We start from the raw sequence: 17,375 nt of genomic DNA, 5'->3' as shown, positions 1-17,375 counted from the left end.
GCCAAAGCAACAGGGCGTTTGCGGCCAGACTGGTCTGTCCGCAAACGCTTCCCCAGCCTTGCCGCGCAGGCTTGATGCGCGCGCCAGTCCGGGGCAAGCTGTGCGCAGAAATACAGTCCGGGAATCATGGTGCGCTCCCGACCGGCGACGGGCGGGGCGTTTGCATATTGTCTGGCCCGGACTTCTTCATGGCCAGGTGCGTCAGGCTTTGCCCGCGCACCGGCCTTCGTACGCGGTTCACGCGTTTGCCCGCGGGCGACGCGATGTCCGTTTTGCCTGAAAATGCTCCGTCCGGACCCGCCAGGGCATGTTGCGTTCATTGGAACCAGCCCTGGAGCGGGTCCGATATACAGATACGGGTGTATGTATGGAAAAAGTTCCGATCACGACCTCTGGCTACGCCGCGCTGGAAGCAGAGCTGAAGCGCCGCCAGCAGGTTGAGCGTCCGCGGATCATCACGGCGATCGCCGAGGCGCGCGCGCTGGGCGACCTGTCGGAGAACGCGGAGTATCACGCCGCCAAGGAAGCCCAGAGCCTGAACGAAGGCCGCATCCTTGAGCTGGAAGGCCTGATCTCGCGCGCCGAGGTGTTCGACACCTCGCGCATGAGCGGAACCACGGTGAAATTCGGCGCCACGGTCACCCTCGTCGACGAGGACACCGAGGAAGAGAAGATCTACCAGTTCGTCGGCGAACCCGAGGCCGACGTCAGCCAGGGCAAGGTATCGATCAAGTCTCCAATCGCCCGCGCCATGATTGGCAAGAGTGTCGGCGACTCCGTCGAAGTGAATGCCCCCGGCGGCGGCAAATCATACGAAATCGTCAATATCGCCTTCCGGTGACCTGACGGCCTGAAACAGGCAAATGGCCCGCCAGCGCCAGCATCTGGCGGGCCGCGACATTCACGATTACGCGCGGACACCCGCATTTCCGGATGCTGGTCGACGACATGTGCGCTGTCGCACATGGCCATTGCTCCCGACTTCTTATCTCGGCATTGACCTGATCCGCGCAGCCGGCCCTGTCGCCGCGGACGCAACACTGCGATGCCTGTCCCATGCCCTCTTCTGTTTCCACTCTCGCACGCCGCCTGTTGTTGGCCCTGGCGCTTGGCCTCACCGTCGCTGGTGGCTTCGTCCTTGCCCCGGCCCTGAGCGGCGCGGACCGCGCGGCGGCCCGCGCTGCGACTGAATATGCCTCCGTCACCGTCGACACCGCGCCGCTCGGGGCCTCACTCTATGGCCCGACGGGCGAGCGCCTGCGCGCCATGATGCAGACGGAAATGAAACGTCGATTCAAAATTACCGGCGACGCCACAAAGCCGCGTCTGGTGGTCCGCGTCACGGAAATCGTCATTCCGGCCAATTTTGGCCTCGACAACCAGTCCGGCGGCGCCAGCCTGCAGACCACCGATCGCATGGATGGCGAAACCCTGGTGCTGGCCCCGGATGGCAAGGTCCTCCACCGCTATCCGGTGACGGTCTCCGCGCCGTCATCAACGGCGCAGGGTGAGAATGGCGTTGAGGCCGACTTCCGCCGACTTCGCGACCTGGTGAAATCATTCGCAAGCTGGAGCGCGCGTTACGCAGGCAACCCGTGACAGTTGCCCGCGACGCTTCCCACACCCGCGTCGCCGTCCGCCCTGCCGGCCGGGAGCCCTGGACCAGCGCCCTGGACCGGCGAAATTGCTGGCGTCAGCGGTATTGCGGTATCCGGCGGTATTCCTGGCGCCAGGAAGCGTCCTATACAGGGCGCAGCCACTGGAAGGCGGAGGGCAGCATGACCAGGGACGCGGAGCCTCAGGGGAGCCGGAACGACGGGGCGGCCCGGCCCGGGCCGGCTGGGGCTGGCGTTCCGGCGACGGCCTGGGCGTTGAGCGACGGCAAGGCGGGCGACGAATTGCAATGCGCCGCGGTGATTGAAGCGCTGGGCCTGACGCCGGATATCCGCAGGGTCGCCCCCCGCCGCCCCTGGGCCTGGCTGGCGCCGCGCGGCCCCGTCGATCCCGCCGGGGCGCGGGAACGGCCAGGCAGCCCGATTGGCGGCGCGTTTCCTGATCTGCTGGTCGCCTCCGGCCGCCGCGCCATTCCCTATGCGCGGGCCGTGCGCCGGCTCTCCGGCGGGCGCACGTTCACGGTCATCCTGAAGGACCCGCGCCTCGCCCCCGGCGTCGCCGACTTCATCTGGGTTCCGGAGCATGATTCGTTGCGCGGCCCCAATGTGCTGGCCACCCTCACCAGCCCACACCGGCTGTCGCCAGAACGCCTCGCAGCAGCCCGGGCCGCGCCGCCGCCGGCGCTGGCGGAAGCCCTGCCTGATGACGGCCGCCCGCGCGTCGCCGTGCTGGTGGGCGGCGACAGCCGCCGTCACCGCTTCACCGCCGCCAGCATTGCCGATTTCTGCGCCCGGCTCGCCGGCCTGGTCGCCAGCGGCGCATTCCTGATGGTCACCACCTCGCGACGGACGCCGCCGGCGCTGGCGGCGGCGGTGCGCGACCTCGTCGCCAGCCGCGGCGGCTATTTCTGGGACGGCGCCGGCGAAAATCCCTACCCCGCCATGATGGCGCTGGCGGACGCGGTTGTCGTGACCACCGACTCCACCAACATGATTGGCGAGGCCGCCGCCACCGGGCGGCCGGTGCTGACCTTCTCGCCCGGCCCCGACGACCGCAAAACCCGCTTCCTGCTGGACGGCCTGAAAGCGCGCGCAGTTGTGCACGAATTCACAGGAACGCTTGCAGGAGACGCATACCCCCCCATAAACTCGACGCCAATCATCGCTGATGCAATCATGAGGGCGTACGCGCAGGCGCACACGCCCTGCGCGACTTTGGCGTCGCCCCACAACTGACCAAGAGCATTTCAGGCGACACAATGGCCAGCAAGCACACCAAACTCCTGATTATCGGCTCCGGCCCGGCGGGCTACACCGCGGCAATCTACGCAGCCCGCGCAATGATGGAGCCGGTGCTGATTTCCGGCTACCAGGCTGGCGGGCAGCTCACCATCACCACCGATGTGGAAAACTACCCGGGTTTCGCCGAGGCGATCCAGGGGCCATGGCTGATGGAGCAGATGCGCGCCCAGGCGGAGCATGTTGGCGCCCGACTCGTTTCCGACTACGTCACCGCCGTCGATATCAGCGCCCGCCCATTTACCGTGACCTGCGACAGCGGCGATGTTTACACTTGCGACGCCCTGGTGATCGCCACCGGCGCCCAGGCGCAATGGCTGGGCCTGCCCTCCGAGCAGGCGTTCCAGGGCTTTGGCGTCTCGGCCTGCGCCACCTGCGACGGCTTCTTCTTCCGCAACAGGAATGTGGTGGTGGTCGGCGGCGGCAACACCGCGGTCGAGGAAGCGCTGTATCTCGCCGGCCTCGCGGCGAAGGTGACCCTGGTGCACCGGCGCGACAGCCTGCGCGCCGAGCGCATCCTGCAGGATCGCCTGTTCCGTCACCCGAAGGTCGAGGTGGTGTGGGACAGCGTGGTGGAAGAAATTTGCGGCGGCCAGAACCCGCCCGGCGTCACGCACGTCAACCTGCGCAATGTGCGCACCCAGGATACCCGGACCGTGGAGACGGACGGCGTGTTTGTCGCCATTGGTCACAAGCCGTCCAGCGAACTGTTCGCTGACAGCCTGAAGATGAAGGCCGGCGGCTATATCTGGACGGCGGGCGACTCGACCGCGACCAGCGTTCCGGGCGTGTTCGCCGCCGGCGACGTCACCGACGACGTTTTCCGTCAGGCGGTGACCGCGGCCGGCATGGGTTGCATGGCGGCGCTGGAAGCTGAACGCTGGCTGGCCGCCAATGAAACGGAAACCGCGAAGGCGGCTGAATAGGCCGCTTTTGCACGGATGCGTCGCGACCACCGGAGGGAGGCTCCGGCCGCGGCGCGTCAGCATTGATTGAAACCGGAACGCGCAGCCAGCAAGGCGGAATCAACCAGAGCGCGCCGGCGGACAGAGGGAACGGGATGTCATGGATTGGGACAAGATCAGGATATTTTATACGGTCGCCGAAGCCGGGAGCTTCACGCGCGCGGGCGATGACCTGGGTCTTAGCCAGTCGGCGGTGAGCCGCCAGGTCAGCGCCCTGGAGCGGGAGCTGAAGGCGCCCCTGTTTCACCGCCACGCCCGTGGCCTGATCCTGACCGAGCAGGGCGAACTGCTGTTCCGCACCGCGCGTGAAATGACCATGCGGCTGGACGCCACCCGGGCCCGCCTGACGGATTCACGCGAGCGGCCCTCCGGCGAGTTGCGCGTCACCACCACCCTGGGGCTGGGCGCCGCCTGGCTGACGCCGCGCCTCGGCGAATTTCTCGATCTGTACCCGGACGTGAAAATCGACCTGATCCTCACCGACGAGGAGCTGGACCTGTCGATGCGCGAGGCGGACATCGCCCTGCGGCTGCGCCAGCCGGTGCAGGGCGACCTGATCCAGCGCCGGCTGTTCGCGGTGCATTTCCACGTCTACGCCTCGCAGGACTACGCCAAGCGGCACGGGCTTCCGGAAACCCTGGAGGAAATCGACCGGCACCGCATCATGAGCTACGGCGGCACCGTGCCGCCCTTCCTGGCCACGGCGCAGTGGCTGGCGACCGCCGGCCGCGATCCCAAGGACCCACGCGCCTACCAGATGATCGTCAACAACATCTCGGCGCTAAAGCGCGCCGTCGACGTGGGTATCGGCATCGCCGTCCTGCCGGACTACCTGGTCGAGCCGACTTCCGGCCTTGTTCAGGTGCTGCCGGCCAATGAATTGCCAGCGCTCGATTCCTATCTGGTCTATCCGGAAGAGATGAAGGCCGTCGCCCGCGTACAGGTGTTCCGCGACTTCCTCATCAGCAAGGCGCAGCGCTGGTCCCACTGACGCCCAGGCCAGCCGGAGAACCCGCCATCTCCTGCCCTTCCATCTCCTGCAGAAGAGACGTCCGGCGCGCCCGCGCCGGACGTTGGCTTTTGGCGTAAAGCAGGCATCGCCCCGACGGCGACGCCGCACGCGCCACCGGCCGGCGCTCCCCATTTGCGCCCCTCCCCAAATGGGAATGCCCCGGACGCCCAGGAACGGCGATAAGCAAAGCCCTCCTGTCGATCCGGGCCATCGCGATGACATCCATACTGTCCTTCTGCCGCCAGTACGCCATTACCCCCCTGGTCGTGGTGATCTTCACCGGCGCTGCCGGGGGGGCCGGCATCGTCCAGATGCTGGACGCCGCGCAGGCCGCCGGGTTGCAGACGCCCCAGAACTGCGCCGCCGCCGCCGTGGAAAACCAGTGCGTGGTCGGCTCGGCTTTCCAGTTCCCCCAGGCCAACGCCCTCAACTCCTACGAACGCTGCTTCGCCCGGGTGCTCCAGGCGTGCGCCGCCAGCGACGCCGCGCAGCGTCCCTGACCCCCAGGCAGCGCATCCCGAGAGGGCGCGCCAGGGGACACGTCAAAGGGAGCTGTCCAGAGGAGCCATCCAGCAGCGCGCCCACGTGGGCGCACACACAGGTCGTCGTCGACGGGCCCACGGGGCCTCCACGCGCATGCCTTTGGAGCTCCACGCCGCCTGCCCACTTGGCCAGCATATGACGCCAACTCACACGAGAGGACAGCTTACATGACGCATGTACGTTTGCTTGCCCGCATTCCGTTGATCGTTGCGCTGGCGGCGGGCGCCGCCATCACGTCAGCCCAGGCTGGTCAAACGGCGCCCCGATACGGCGAGTTGGTCTCGTGCAACGCCGCCGCGACCAGCAACTGCAAGCGCTTTGTGAACCCCATCAATTTCAGCAACTGCCATCAGCTCGTCGTTGACTCGTGCATGGCGCGACGCGACAAGCCAGGCAACTGACAGCTTTCATGCGCCAGGCTCACCGGAGCTGGCATGGCGCCGGGCGCGCGCGGCGCGCCTGAACGGACAAGTTCCGGCTCATCGTCAACGGGTTGCATGCCAGCGTGCAATCCTGTCGGCCCTCGCCCTGACACATCCGGCCGGGCCGCAATGAGGCGTCGGAGAGCCATGACAGACATGAAATGGATATTTGCCGCGACGGCCGCAACGCTGACGGCCCTCATCACGGCGCACGCCGCCGCCGGCAACGCGATCAGTTCAGCGCCATTTGACATATGCGACGCCCAGGCGAGCAGGAAGTGCGGGCGTTTTTCGGACCTGACCCGTCAATTCTGGAAATGCTACGACCCTGATTTCGACGCCTGCATGGAGAGCTTTCGGCCGAAAGCCGCTGTTCGGGCCCCGACAGCAGCATGCCTGCTTCAGGCGCAGCCCCCCGGCGGCGGCCAGCCTCGCAACTCTGTGACTACATGCCTGGCGCGCATGGCAGTCATGACGCCCCGCAACTTGCCAATTCCCGCACCGCCGGCAAAATGACACACGGTTGAAAACAGTTCTCCGCACCGCCTCCCGGCGTTGAGTCCAGTTTTCACCGTTCCCCTCTGGAAGTGTTCCGTTGTTCACGGAACAACTCAGGTCGGGTCCCTTGGTGGAACCCGACCTTTTTTTCTGTCTGAAATGCATATCACTACCGCGTGATCGCAACAGTCAAGCTGCGGTCTGGCGCAACAGGGCGGTATTGCGCGGGACTACCGCCCCGCCCCGCTGGCCCGCATCGGCTCAGCCGCCATCGCGCAAGGCGCGCCGCAAGACCTTGCCCACATTGGTCTTGGGCAGTTCCGTCCGGAAGATCACCTGCTTCGGCGCCTTGTAGGCTGCAAGATGCTCCTTGGCGAAGGCGCGCACCATGTCCTCGGTCAGGTTTTCATCCTGCTTCACCACATAGGCGACGACGCGCTCACCGCTGCTGTCGTCCGGCGCGCCAACCACGGCGGCCTCCAGCACGCCGGGATGGCTGGCCAGCACCTCCTCGACCTCATTGGGATACACATTGAAGCCCGAGACCAGAATCATGTCCTTGGCCCGGTCGACAATGCGGAACTGTCCGTCCGGCTGCATCACGGCCACGTCGCCGGTGCGGAAATAGCCATCCGGCGTCATCACCTTCGCCGTTTCATCCGGGCGGTTCCAGTAGCCTGGCATCACCTGCGGGCCCTTCACACACAGTTCGCCCGGCTCGCCAGGGGGCAGATCGTTATTGGACTCATCGCGGATCACCACCAAGGTTGATGGCATCGGATAGCCGATGGTGCCCGAAAACTCCTCCAGGGTTGGCGGATTGGTGGTCACCACCGGCGAGGTTTCGGACAGGCCGTAGCCCTCCAGGATCGGCTTGCCGGTGATCTGCTTCCACAGCTTCGCCACGGGCGCCTGGGTCGCCATGCCCCCGGCGACGGAGAAGGCCAGGTGCGAGAAGTCGACGTTGCGTATTTCCGGGTGATGCCCCAGGGCGTTGTATAGGGTGTTGACGCCTGACATGCGGGTGAAGCGCGCGCCCTTCAGTATCTTGATGAAGCCATCGATGTCGCGCGGGTTGGCGATCAGCAGCGAGCAGCCGCCGGATTTCAGCATGAACAGGCAGCAGGCCGTCAGGGCGAAGATGTGATACAGCGGCAGCGCCGTCACCATCACCGGGTCCGCTTCGCCTGAGCCGCCAGCGTTGAACCACAGATCGGCCTGCAACACATTGCTGGCGACATTGGCGTGGGTCAGCATGGCGCCCTTGGAAACGCCCGTGGTGCCGCCGGTATATTGCAGGAAAGCAAGATCGTCGCCGGTCACCGCCACGGGCGCCAGGGATTTGCCCCGGCCCTGCGACAGCGCCTCGGTGAAGCGGATGGCGCCAGGAATGTCCCAGGCCGGAACCGCCTTTTTGACGTAGCGGGAGACGGCCGTGACGATGAAGCCCTTCAGGCCCATCAGGTCGCCAGGGGCCGCCACCAGCACCCGGTCCAGGCTGAGACGCGGCAGGGCGTGCTGCACGGTGACGGCGAAATTCTCCAGCACCACCATCACCCTTGCGCCGGAATCGTTGAGCTGGTGCTCCAGCTCTCGCGGCGTGTACAGCGGGTTGACGTTGACCACGGTGCAGCCAGCGATCAGCGCGCCGAACATGGCGACCGGAAACGCCAGCACGTTGGGCATCATGATGGCGACGCGGTCACCCTTTTTCACGCCGGAGGCCTGCAGCCAGCAGGCGAACGCCTCCGCCTCCCGCTTCAGGTCGGCGAAGGTCAGGCGGGCGCCGAAGCTTTCGTAGGCGGGGCGGCCGGCGTAAGCGGCGACGCTGTTGCGAAACAGGTCAACAAGCGTGCCCACCCGCGCCGGATCGATATCCGCCGGAACGCCCGGCGGGTAATGCTGCAACCAGGGCCGGTCCTGCCCAGCCGCAACCGTTGCCGAAACCTCGTTCATCCTGCCCTCCGCAAGTCGCGCATGCGCGCGGCGTGAACCGGCGTCTTTTCGCGCCGGAGCGTAAGTATCTGCATAGACTAGCTGTTGCTGGCCCCGCGGTCGACACGACGAAAGGACAAGCGCGCGGGCTGCCCAAAGAAAAAGGCCGCCCTGAGGGCGGCCTTCTGACAGATGACCGGAAGCGGCTCCCGGAAGTTTCCGCAGACGCCTCCGGAAACGCCTCAGCGCAGCGACGCGCAGAAGCGCTGGATGCGGGTGCAGGCGTCCTCAAGAACCGCGGTCGACGTAGCGTAAGACACGCGGAAATTCGGGCCGAGACCGAACGCCGAGCCGTGCACCACGGCAACGCCCTCCGACTCCAGCAGGGCCGTGACGAAATCCTCGTCATTGCCGATGACCTTGCCCTCGGGGGTCTTCAGGCCAATGGCGCCGGCGCAAGACGGATAGACGTAGAACGCGCCTTCCGGCGTCGGGCATTTCAGGTGCTGGGCCTGGTTGAGCATCGACACCACCAGATCGCGGCGCTCCTCAAAGGCCTTGCGGAACACATTCAGGTGATCCTGCGGGCCGTCAAGCGCCTCCACGGAGGCCCACTGGGCAATGGTGCAGGCGCCGGAGGTCTGCTGGCCCTGGAGGGTGTCCATGGCCTTGATCAGCTGCTCCGGACCCGCCGCATAGCCAATGCGCCAGCCAGTCATGGCGTAGGACTTGGAGACGCCATTCATGGTCAGCGTGCGGTCATACAGCTTCGGCTCGACCTGGGCCGGGGTGACGAATTTGAAATCGCCATAGACCAGATGCTCATACATGTCGTCGGTCAGCACCCAGACGTGCGGATGACGCAGCAGAACGTCGGTGAGCGCCTTCATCTCGTCGTGGCTGTAGGCCGCGCCCGACGGGTTCGACGGCGAGTTGAGGATCACCCATTTGGTCTTCGGGGTGATGACCCGGTCAAGTTCGGCCGCCTGGAGCTTGAAATTGTCCTCGATGCGGGTTTCGGCGAACACCGGCGTACCGCCGCACAGGGCAACCATCTCCGGGTAGCTGACCCAGTACGGGGCCGGAATCACCACCTCATCGCCCGTGTTGATGGTGGCCATCAGGGCGTTGAACAGGATCTGCTTGCCGCCGGTGCCGACGATGGTCTGCGACGGCTTGTAGTCCAGACCGTTCTCGCGCTTGAACTTGCGGGCGATCGCCTCGCGCAGCGGCTGGATGCCGGACACGGGCGGATAGCGGGTTTCGCCACGTTCGATGGCGGCAATGCCGGCGCGCTTGATGTTCTCCGGCGTATCGAAATCCGGCTCGCCAACCGAGAGCGAGATCACATCGCGACCCTGCGCTTTCAGGTCGCGCGCTTTTTGCGTCACCACGATCGTGGCGGAAGGCTTCATGCGGCCGAGAGCGTCGGAAAGGAAAGCCACGACTGATCTCCTTAAACAGTCAGGTGAATTGTCCCCCTCCTGCGGGGGCGGGTTGATGTAAGCCCGCCGGCTGGCGCGCGCAAGCGCCGGATACGAAGATGCGCCATGCAAGTGGCGAATTTCATCGATCCTGCGCAAAAATCGGCCGCCTGCGACATTTATTGCCAGCAAGCGCGAAAAAACGGGAACCTGACATCGCGTCAGACGTTCATGTTTCATCAAGGTTTACGAACGCCGCGTCGTGAATGCCCGGATCTTGGCCACCTTGCGGCGCAAGGTAACGCACCTGAAGTGAATGCGCGCCACATGAAACCGTGAACGCGCTTCATCCTTGATTTTAACGCATGCTGCCAAAGCGGGACGGGGATCGTCCCGGATGGGAGCGTATGGGTAATTCGCGCCATTGTGCGCCGTGCGCCGGCCCACCGCCGCCCTGGACGACCTGACGCATTGTCATCGCCAGAAGGACGACGGCGGAACGGCCTGCCGGGCAATGGCCGGGATTGACGGAGTCAGCGACATGCAAGCCAATGACCCGATTCGCATTGAAGAGTTCACCCGCAACGCTGCCCGCAGCGCATTCAGCGTGGGCGGCGTCAGCCGCGCCGAAGCCGGTCGCCAGTTCCGCTTTTCACTGGCGCTGGTGCTGACGCTGGTGGTGGGCACCATCGCGGCGGCGGCCACCCTGCCGCTGGGCTCCGCCCGGACGGACGGACCGCAGATCGCCCACAATGATGACGCCGGCGACCTGAGCTACACGGTGGTGCGCTGAGATGGCGCTTCTGGGTCCTGTCCACTGTGGCAACGCGGCGGAGGTCGCATCAGGCACAGCCGCGCCAGGCCGCTCCGCCGCCATGGACAGGGTCCCCGCGCATAACCTTGGGCGCGCAGAACCTTGGGGATGCGCTCACACCCTTACGTCACGGCGCCGGACGACGAAAACACTGGCGCCAGTGACCTTGCGCCAGTGGTGCGGCCGGATAGCCGCCTCCCGCAACTGCGCCTCGGTGACATGGCGGGTCAGATCATAGTCTGACGGCATGTCGAACAGCATGCCGAGTGTCTGGCCAATGGATGCCCGGCCGAAATTGCGGTAATGCCGGAAGGCGCCAAAGCGCGCGGCTTTCTCCGCGTCGGTTCCCAGCGCGATGTTGTCGCGGAACTCCTCCCCGTCCACGGGAACGGAGAACATCAGCACGCCGTCGTCGGTGAGCGCCCGGGCGAGGCGCAGCAACACCGCCGAATAATTGCACTCAATGTGCTCCAGCACATGGTTCATGACGATGATGTCGTATGTCGATTCCGGCAAGGAAAAGACATCGCGGCACAGGTCGAAGCGCTCCGCGCCAAGCCCAGGATAGTTCTCCGGCGCGATATCCACGGCGCGATAATTGCCCTGCGACAGGGTCCTCAAGAATTGCGACAGCCCGCGCTCCGGCGCGAAGTGCAGCACATTGGCGCCGGGCCGCGGCGCCAGATCGCCCTGCAGGCGCAGGGCGCAGACGCGCGTGCGCTCCAGCGAGCCGCAACTGGCGCAGCGCACTTTGGGGCGCTCCGGCATGTCCACGAAATTTTCGCCGCCGCAGATATTGCAGCGCAGCCGGGTTGTGTCCGTCATCATGTCCGCGCTCCGTATTTCCGCGCCCTGTATTTTCGCGCCCTGCATGTCCGCGCTCCGGGGCGGCGCCGGCCCGCCAGGCTGGCGGGCGCCGGCCTGGGCGGATAATCATGGTGTGCAGGTAAAGGAGAGCGGCGGCGTCTGGCAAGCGCGGCCGGCCAGACGGGAGAAAACAGGTCCATGACGCGCAGCCCCCTGAAGCACAGGTCCACAACGTATGCCCTCGACCGGCAACCGGGCGCCGCATCATGACGACGCTGGCGACCTCCGCCGGAATCGCGCCGGCCCGGCTGGCGCGCGAAGCCCTGACCGCATTCGCCGGCGCCGGCCTGCAACCGGAAGAGCGGCCAGCCGCCATCGCACGCGCCGTGCGCGCCGCCGCTGGCGATCAGGTCGATCTGGCCGCCGCCTACGGGGCGCTGCATCGCCTGGCAGCCGTGCTCGACGGCCTCGGCTCCGCCGCCGACTTGCACGCGGCCATCGTCCATCGGGCCGATGGCGCGCGGGAAACCGGGGCGCGGCTGCTGGAGCTGCACGGCGGCGCCATGCCCCCCTGGCCGGTGCTGCGCGTCGATATGGACGCCGCCGGCGCCGGCATGCGTGGCGCGCCGCGTCTGTTGTTGCGGCCGCAGAAGGCGTTCGGGACCATCCGCGTCGACGCCCTCACCACCTTGTGCAACGTGCCGCCGGCAATCTGGGAGCACGCGGTGGGCGAGGATGCGGTGATGGAGCTGGAATTCGCCGCCTGGCGCGCCAAAGCGACGGCGGGCGGCCAGGATGCGGCCATCGACAAGGACGCGTTGACCCGGCGCATCGCCTGGCTGTGCCGCGTCAGCCTGGAAACCGTGCGGCTGCTCGGGACTTGACCTTGCGTTAGCCCACCCGGATGGCCCCGCACCGCATCACCTCCCGGAAGCATGACCGGGGGGCGCAGGACCGCGGCGCGCGTGGGGTCGGCGCGAGGCATGCGGAGCGGCGCCTTTTCTTTACGGAAGCCGGTGCGCGCCTGGCGAAAATGTTGTGACGACGATTGGCGCTGGCGGCGGTTGCCCCCATATTGGAGGCCATGCCGAAGAAGCCCCAAAATCCGGACGCCGCCGACGCCACGGCTGATTCCGCCGCCGCGCCGCGCAAGCGCGCCGCGAAGGTTGCGACGCCGCGATCGCGCGCCACCCGCCCCGAGCTGGTTCCGCTCGACGTCCATCTGGCTGAACTGCTCAATCCGGCGTTGAACAAGGGCCGCGCCGGACCGGGAAGCGCCGCCAGCGACCACGCCGACCTGCGGGCGAAAAACCGCGCCAGAACGACGCCGCGCGTCCCCGATGGATTCGAAGAGGCCCCACAGGCCGGCTATGACGCCAGATCCGGCGCCAACCCGCCGCCGGATGAGGCCGTCGCCCCGGACGCGACTGGCAAGCGCGCCCGCAAATGGGGTGAGGCTGACGGCGCGCTCACCCGCGACGACCTGCTGAAGGCCGCGCCCAGGCGCGTGCGCGAAGGCAATGTCGCCGCCATGCCGGACGACGATGACCCCGCCGCGACGCCCGGCGCCGAGGCAACCCGCACCGCTCTGGAGCAATTGCTGGCGAGCGGCGATCCTCGCCTCGACGCCAAGCCGTGGACGCCGCACCGCCCGCCGCGGCCGGAGAAGTCCGAAGGCGGCGTCCCGTTCCGGCTGGCCTCCGACTTCGCGCCGGCCGGCGACCAGCCCCAGGCCATCGCCGCCCTCACCGCCGGCGTCGACGCCCGGGAGCGCGACCAGGTGCTGCTTGGCGTCACCGGCTCCGGCAAAACCTTCACCATGGCGCAGGTGATCCAGCAGACCCAGCGCCCGGCGCTGATCCTGGCGCACAACAAGACGCTGGCGGCGCAGCTTTACGGCGAGTTCCGATCATTTTTCCCGGATAACGCGGTCGAATACTTCGTATCGTACTACGATTATTATCAGCCCGAAGCCTATGTGCCGCGCTCGGACACCTATATCGAGAAGGAAAGCTCGGTCAACGAACAGATCGACCGGATGCGCCACTCGGCCACCCGCGCCCTGCTGGAGCGCGACGACGTCATCATCGTCGCCTCGGTGTCCTGCATCTACGGTATCGGCTCGGTCGAAACCTACACCGCCATGACCTTCTCGCTGAAGGTGGGCGAGCGCATCGAGCAGCGGCAGTTGCTGGCTGATCTGGTGGCCCTGCAATACAAACGCATCCAGGCCGATTTTGCCCGCGGCACATTCCGGGTGCGCGGCGACGTGGTGGAGCTGTTTCCGGCCCACATGGAAGACCGCGCCTGGCGCATCAGCCTGTTTGGCGACGAAATCGACAGCATCGCCGAGTTCGATCCCCTCACCGGCCACAAGACAGCGGATCTGTCCTTCGTCAAGGTTTACGCCAATTCGCACTATGTCACGCCCAAACCAACGCTGGGACAGGCGGTCAAGAGCATCAAGGAAGAGATGAAGCAGCGGCTCGACCAGCTCAACCGCGCCGGCCGCTATCTGGAGGCGCAACGGCTGGAGCAGCGCACCACATTTGACATGGAGATGATGGAGGCGACTGGCGCCTGCGCCGGCATCGAGAACTATTCGCGCTATCTCACCGGCCGCCGTCCCGGCGAACCGCCGCCGACGCTGTTTGAATATCTGCCCGACGACGCCCTGGTGTTCGTCGACGAGAGCCATGTCACCGTGCCGCAGATCGGCGCCATGTATCGCGGCGACTTCCGTCGCAAGGCGACGCTGGCCGAGTACGGCTTCCGCCTGCCGTCCTGCCTCGATAACCGGCCGCTGCGCTTCGAGGAATGGGAGGCGATGCGGCCGCAGACCGTGCATGTCTCGGCAACGCCTGGCGCGTGGGAAATGGAGCAGACCGGCGGCGTGTTCGTTGAGCAGGTCATCCGCCCCACCGGCCTGGTTGACCCGCCGGTGGAGGTGCGCCCGGCGCGCGCCCAGGTTGACGACGTGCTCGGCGAAATCCGCGCCACGGCGGCCCAGGGCTATCGCTCGCTGCTGACGGTGCTGACCAAGCGCATGGCCGAGGACCTGACCGAATATCTGCACGAGAACGGCGTGCGGGTGCGTTACATGCATTCGGACATCGACACGCTGGAGCGCATCGAGATCATTCGCGACCTGCGCCTCGGCGCCTTCGACGTGCTGGTGGGCATCAACCTGCTGCGTGAAGGCCTCGACATTCCCGAATGCGGCCTGGTGGCGATTCTCGATGCCGACAAGGAGGGCTTCCTGCGCTCGGAGACCTCGCTGATCCAGACCATCGGCCGCGCCGCCCGTAACGTCGACGGGCGGGTGATCCTTTACGCCGACCAGGTCACCGGATCGATGGAGCGGGCGCTGGACGAGACGCGGCGGCGCCGCGACAAGCAGGTCGCCTGGAACGAAGCCAACGGCATCACCCCGCAAAGCGTGCGCAAGAACATCGCGGATATTCTTGACAGCGTTTACGAACGGGATCGCGTCACCGTCGACGCCGGCCTCTCCGCTGAGGCCGCCCCGGTTGGCCACAACATGCAGGCGGTGATTTCCGACCTCGAAAAGCGCATGCGCGCCGCCGCCGCAGACCTGGACTTCGAAACCGCCGCGCGCCTGCGCGACGAGGTCAAACGGCTGCAGGCGACCGAGCTCGCCATTGCCGATGACCCGCTGGCGCGGCAGGCGGCCGTGGAGGAGAAAGCCGGCGGCTATGCCGGCGAACGACGTTACGGCAGGGCGGCCAATGAGCCGCCGAAGTCACGGGCGCGCAAACCGACCCTGGACGAGATGGGGCCCCACAACCGCGAGTTGCCCCTGGGAGCTGACGACTATGTGGCGCCGCAGCGGCCAGACCCCGCCGCACGGCAAAAAAGCCCCCGCGGCCGCAAGCGCCGGTCATGAATGGCGCGCCAAAAAGGAACGCCCGGCAAAAGCCGGGCGTCAAGTTGACAGAGTGAGGAGGCGTGCAACCGGAAGTTACCAGAAGCGGTAATTCAACCCGGCGCGAATGACATGGAAGTGCGCTTCATCGCGCGCGCTCGTGTAGTAAACATTGGTGCGGTTCTGATAGTTTTCCGAGAAACGGTATGTTTTTGAGCCGAGGTCAACGTAAGCGTATTCACCCTTCAGCGTCAGGTTGTCGGTAATCGCGTACTCCAGACCAGCCCCAAGGGTCCATCCCGTACGGGTTGACGAGCGCTTGCCGCCAATCCCGCGATCGGCCCAGCCATTCCCGTAAATATAACGGCCAGAGGCCTCCACGCCGCCGAACGCCAGACCACCGGTGGCAAAAATCAGCAGACGATCGCTGACCAGCGCGCCAATGCGAGGCCTCACCGTGCCGAACCAGTTGACGGAACTCTTCGCCACAATGCTTTCACTGTCGTAATTGCCCCGCCCATGATTGAAGCCGGAGCGCTCCGAAGAAATGTCCGCATAGTTGATGTCGGCCTCCAGGCCGATCACCATGGCGTCGAACTGGTAGTTATAACCGATCTGCCCCCCACCTACGAATGAGCCGTTGCGTTTGTTGCTCCACTGCGAAAACGAACGATCGTCGGTTGCCCAGGCGGCGTAGCCCGGGCCCGCGTCGTTACGCAGCGCAACCCTCCCGACCTGTGAATCGCTGAAACCGTAACCGGCATTCAGGCCGACATAAAACCCGGTCCATGTAAAAGCTGGAGCCACAATGATGGGCGCGACAGGCGCATACTTCCGCGATGGAAGATCCGCCGCAACGGCCCCGGCGGCCATGGATGATACGATTGCGATGGCAAGGCCGAGCGACCTGTACATTAATGTCCCCATTGGCTGGAGCATTTTCCGGAAAGATGAACGCCACTTTCCTTAAAGAAAATGCGTCTACTTGAAGAAACGAAGCGTTATTCGTGAGATAATATCACCAAAACGCGCCGCCACCCGATCCGATGACGGACATTCCCACTAACCGCCCCCGAAGTAAATGGCAGCATTTCTTAAATCAATATTCAGACATATAATGTTGCAACCATACAACGCCTCATTTTACCATCTGTCCACCGCCTGAATTCTTAATCCCTCCGCATGCTGGATAAAAAAAGCCCGGCCGAAGCCGGGCTAAAGTCAAAAACGGAGTGAAAATCGTCAGAAGCTGATCAGAACTTGTAGTTCAGACCGGCGCGAACAACATGGAAGCCCAGGTCGTCCTTGCCCGTGACGTACAGGACCTTCTTGTCGCCCACGTAGGTCTTGATCGTGGAGGAACCGAGATCGATGTAGCTGTACTCGCCCTTCAGGACGACGTTGTCAGTCAGGGCGTATTCAGCGCCAGCGCCGACGGTCCAGCCAGCGCGGATCTTGTTCGGCTTGCCGACCCAGTTGTCGTCGACCGCGCCGTTCAGGGTGTCGGCGTACTGCGCGGCGCTCCGCACATTGCCATAGGCCAGACCGGCGGTGGCGAACACCATCATGCGTTCGGTCGCCACGAAGCCGATGCGCGGGCGCACCGTGCCGAACCAGTTCAGCGTGCTTTTGGCCATGAGGGAGTTGCCCGAACGCCAGCCCGGCAGGAACTCCCGCTCGGCGTTCACGCCCGAGCGCTTCGCGGCCAGGTTCGCGTAGTTGATGTCAGCTTCGATGCCCAGAACCACCGAGCCCATCTGGTAATTGTAGCCAATCTGGGCGCCGCCGACGAAGGAATCCGAACGCTTGTCGGTCCATTTGGCGAACGAATCTTCCTTGGTCGACCAGGCAGGAAGACCGTTGTAGGCGTCGCGCGAAACGGTCACGTTCTTCAGCTTCGATGCGCCGAAGCCGTAGCCGCCGTTCACGCCGGCATAGAAACCCGTCCAGGTGAACACGGGAGCGATCATCGGGGCGACCGGCGCAACCTTGCGGGTGGGCAGATCGGCGGCGACGGCCGACGACACGGCAAGCGTAGCAGCGGCGACGGACGCCAGAAACAACTTCATAACCAGAACTCCATGTGCACGTCATGTGCGGGAGCGCTGGATAGAAAAACGCATCGTCTCAGGATAATGCCATTTTGGGACTATATAA

At 65.5% G+C, this 17,375-nt stretch carries 17 protein-coding genes; 12 read left to right on the top strand and 5 right to left on the bottom strand.

The annotated features are described in order from the left end of the window. Positions 1 to 367: 367 nt before the first annotated feature. The 8 genes from greA to ACERNI_RS15620 all read left to right on the top strand — a co-directional run bounded on the left by greA (position 368) and on the right by ACERNI_RS15620 (position 6,370). Entirely contained in the window at positions 368 to 841 is a 474-nt protein-coding gene (greA, locus tag ACERNI_RS15655; RefSeq protein WP_448834188.1) for a transcription elongation factor GreA, read from the top strand. A 215-nt stretch (positions 842 to 1,056) separates the two neighbouring features. Next, complete coding sequence (locus ACERNI_RS15650) at positions 1,057 to 1,599, top strand: hypothetical protein (protein WP_448834187.1); 543 nt, start codon at positions 1,057 to 1,059, stop codon at positions 1,597 to 1,599. A gap of 179 nt (positions 1,600 to 1,778) precedes the next feature. After that, on the top strand, positions 1,779 to 2,849 hold the full coding sequence (locus tag ACERNI_RS15645) for a mitochondrial fission ELM1 family protein (RefSeq protein ID WP_448834186.1): 1,071 nt from the start codon (positions 1,779 to 1,781) through the stop codon (positions 2,847 to 2,849). Positions 2,850 to 2,872: 23 nt separating this feature from the next. After that, positions 2,873 to 3,838, top strand: a complete 966-nt coding sequence (trxB, locus tag ACERNI_RS15640) for a thioredoxin-disulfide reductase (protein WP_448834185.1) — start codon at positions 2,873 to 2,875, stop codon at positions 3,836 to 3,838. A 139-nt stretch (positions 3,839 to 3,977) separates the two neighbouring features. Further along, positions 3,978 to 4,868, top strand: coding sequence for a LysR family transcriptional regulator (locus ACERNI_RS15635; protein WP_448834184.1), 891 nt, complete (start codon positions 3,978 to 3,980; stop codon positions 4,866 to 4,868). A 236-nt stretch (positions 4,869 to 5,104) separates the two neighbouring features. Beyond that, positions 5,105 to 5,389, top strand: coding sequence for a hypothetical protein (locus ACERNI_RS15630; RefSeq protein WP_448834183.1), 285 nt, complete (start codon positions 5,105 to 5,107; stop codon positions 5,387 to 5,389). A 210-nt stretch (positions 5,390 to 5,599) separates the two neighbouring features. Beyond that, positions 5,600 to 5,833 (top strand): hypothetical protein, encoded by a 234-nt coding sequence (locus ACERNI_RS15625; protein WP_448834182.1) that lies wholly within the window; start codon positions 5,600 to 5,602, stop codon positions 5,831 to 5,833. Between the two features lie 168 nt (positions 5,834 to 6,001). Further along, the gene (locus ACERNI_RS15620; RefSeq protein WP_448834181.1) at positions 6,002 to 6,370 is read left to right on the top strand and encodes a hypothetical protein; all 369 of its coding nucleotides are present in this window, start codon (positions 6,002 to 6,004) and stop codon (positions 6,368 to 6,370) included. Positions 6,371 to 6,613: 243 nt separating this feature from the next. Here ACERNI_RS15620 and ACERNI_RS15615 read toward each other — a convergent pair whose 3' ends face one another. Together ACERNI_RS15615 and ACERNI_RS15610 are read right to left on the bottom strand one after the other, a co-directional pair. After that, a complete protein-coding gene (locus ACERNI_RS15615) occupies positions 6,614 to 8,308 on the bottom strand; it encodes an AMP-binding protein (protein WP_448834180.1) in 1,695 nt (564 codons plus the stop codon). 221 nt (positions 8,309 to 8,529) lie between these two features. Beyond that, positions 8,530 to 9,732, bottom strand: a complete 1,203-nt coding sequence (locus tag ACERNI_RS15610; protein ID WP_448834179.1) for a pyridoxal phosphate-dependent aminotransferase — start codon at positions 9,730 to 9,732, stop codon at positions 8,530 to 8,532. A 105-nt stretch (positions 9,733 to 9,837) separates the two neighbouring features. Between ACERNI_RS15610 and ACERNI_RS15605 the strand changes: the two genes are divergently transcribed. Both ACERNI_RS15605 and ACERNI_RS15600 read left to right on the top strand, forming a co-directional pair. Then, a complete protein-coding gene (locus tag ACERNI_RS15605; protein WP_448834178.1) occupies positions 9,838 to 10,050 on the top strand; it encodes a hypothetical protein in 213 nt (70 codons plus the stop codon). 202 nt (positions 10,051 to 10,252) lie between these two features. Then, complete coding sequence (locus ACERNI_RS15600) at positions 10,253 to 10,504, top strand: hypothetical protein (RefSeq protein WP_448834177.1); 252 nt, start codon at positions 10,253 to 10,255, stop codon at positions 10,502 to 10,504. A gap of 135 nt (positions 10,505 to 10,639) precedes the next feature. On the opposite strand, the gene ACERNI_RS15595 is transcribed toward ACERNI_RS15600, so the two are convergent. Continuing rightward, on the bottom strand, positions 10,640 to 11,353 hold the full coding sequence (locus tag ACERNI_RS15595) for a class I SAM-dependent methyltransferase (RefSeq protein ID WP_448834176.1): 714 nt from the start codon (positions 11,351 to 11,353) through the stop codon (positions 10,640 to 10,642). A gap of 245 nt (positions 11,354 to 11,598) precedes the next feature. On the opposite strand from ACERNI_RS15595, the gene ACERNI_RS15590 reads away from it, so the two are divergent. Both ACERNI_RS15590 and uvrB read left to right on the top strand, forming a co-directional pair. Further along, entirely contained in the window at positions 11,599 to 12,216 is a 618-nt protein-coding gene (locus ACERNI_RS15590) for a hypothetical protein (protein WP_448834175.1), read from the top strand. Between the two features lie 200 nt (positions 12,217 to 12,416). Next, entirely contained in the window at positions 12,417 to 15,239 is a 2,823-nt protein-coding gene (gene uvrB / locus ACERNI_RS15585; protein ID WP_448834174.1) for an excinuclease ABC subunit UvrB, read from the top strand. Between the two features lie 75 nt (positions 15,240 to 15,314). On the opposite strand, the gene ACERNI_RS15580 is transcribed toward uvrB, so the two are convergent. Both ACERNI_RS15580 and ACERNI_RS15575 read right to left on the bottom strand, forming a co-directional pair. Then, positions 15,315 to 16,133, bottom strand: a complete 819-nt coding sequence (locus ACERNI_RS15580) for an outer membrane protein (protein ID WP_448834173.1) — start codon at positions 16,131 to 16,133, stop codon at positions 15,315 to 15,317. Positions 16,134 to 16,471: 338 nt separating this feature from the next. Next, positions 16,472 to 17,287 carry an outer membrane protein gene (locus ACERNI_RS15575; RefSeq protein WP_448834172.1) on the bottom strand — a complete coding sequence of 272 codons (816 nt, stop codon included), beginning with the start codon at positions 17,285 to 17,287 and terminating at the stop codon, positions 16,472 to 16,474. Between the last annotated feature and the right edge of the window lie 88 nt (positions 17,288 to 17,375).

This window comes from Camelimonas sp. ID_303_24 (assembly GCF_053543495.1).
The sequence above is the reverse complement of the archived record's forward strand: the minus strand, read 5'-3'. Positions and strand labels throughout refer to the sequence as shown.

Excerpts from the sequence above, each read along its gene's own strand:
- trxB (WP_448834185.1), top strand. The coding sequence starts at position 2,873 with ATGGCCAGCAAGCACACCAAACTCCTGATTATCGGCTCCGGCCCGGCG.
- ACERNI_RS15635 (WP_448834184.1), top strand. The coding sequence starts at position 3,978 with ATGGATTGGGACAAGATCAGGATATTTTATACGGTCGCCGAAGCCGGG.
- uvrB (WP_448834174.1), top strand. The coding sequence starts at position 12,417 with ATGCCGAAGAAGCCCCAAAATCCGGACGCCGCCGACGCCACGGCTGAT.
- ACERNI_RS15575 (WP_448834172.1), bottom strand. The coding sequence starts at position 17,287 with ATGAAGTTGTTTCTGGCGTCCGTCGCCGCTGCTACGCTTGCCGTGTCG.
- ACERNI_RS15580 (WP_448834173.1), bottom strand. The coding sequence starts at position 16,133 with ATGTACAGGTCGCTCGGCCTTGCCATCGCAATCGTATCATCCATGGCC.
- ACERNI_RS15615 (WP_448834180.1), bottom strand. The coding sequence starts at position 8,308 with ATGAACGAGGTTTCGGCAACGGTTGCGGCTGGGCAGGACCGGCCCTGG.
- ACERNI_RS15645 (WP_448834186.1), top strand. The coding sequence starts at position 1,779 with ATGACCAGGGACGCGGAGCCTCAGGGGAGCCGGAACGACGGGGCGGCC.
- ACERNI_RS15630 (WP_448834183.1), top strand. The coding sequence starts at position 5,105 with ATGACATCCATACTGTCCTTCTGCCGCCAGTACGCCATTACCCCCCTG.
- ACERNI_RS15600 (WP_448834177.1), top strand. The coding sequence starts at position 10,253 with ATGCAAGCCAATGACCCGATTCGCATTGAAGAGTTCACCCGCAACGCT.
- ACERNI_RS15590 (WP_448834175.1), top strand. The coding sequence starts at position 11,599 with ATGACGACGCTGGCGACCTCCGCCGGAATCGCGCCGGCCCGGCTGGCG.
- ACERNI_RS15605 (WP_448834178.1), top strand. The coding sequence starts at position 9,838 with ATGCAAGTGGCGAATTTCATCGATCCTGCGCAAAAATCGGCCGCCTGC.
- ACERNI_RS15625 (WP_448834182.1), top strand. The coding sequence starts at position 5,600 with ATGACGCATGTACGTTTGCTTGCCCGCATTCCGTTGATCGTTGCGCTG.
- ACERNI_RS15620 (WP_448834181.1), top strand. The coding sequence starts at position 6,002 with ATGACAGACATGAAATGGATATTTGCCGCGACGGCCGCAACGCTGACG.
- greA (WP_448834188.1), top strand. The coding sequence starts at position 368 with ATGGAAAAAGTTCCGATCACGACCTCTGGCTACGCCGCGCTGGAAGCA.
- ACERNI_RS15595 (WP_448834176.1), bottom strand. The coding sequence starts at position 11,353 with ATGATGACGGACACAACCCGGCTGCGCTGCAATATCTGCGGCGGCGAA.
- ACERNI_RS15650 (WP_448834187.1), top strand. The coding sequence starts at position 1,057 with ATGCCCTCTTCTGTTTCCACTCTCGCACGCCGCCTGTTGTTGGCCCTG.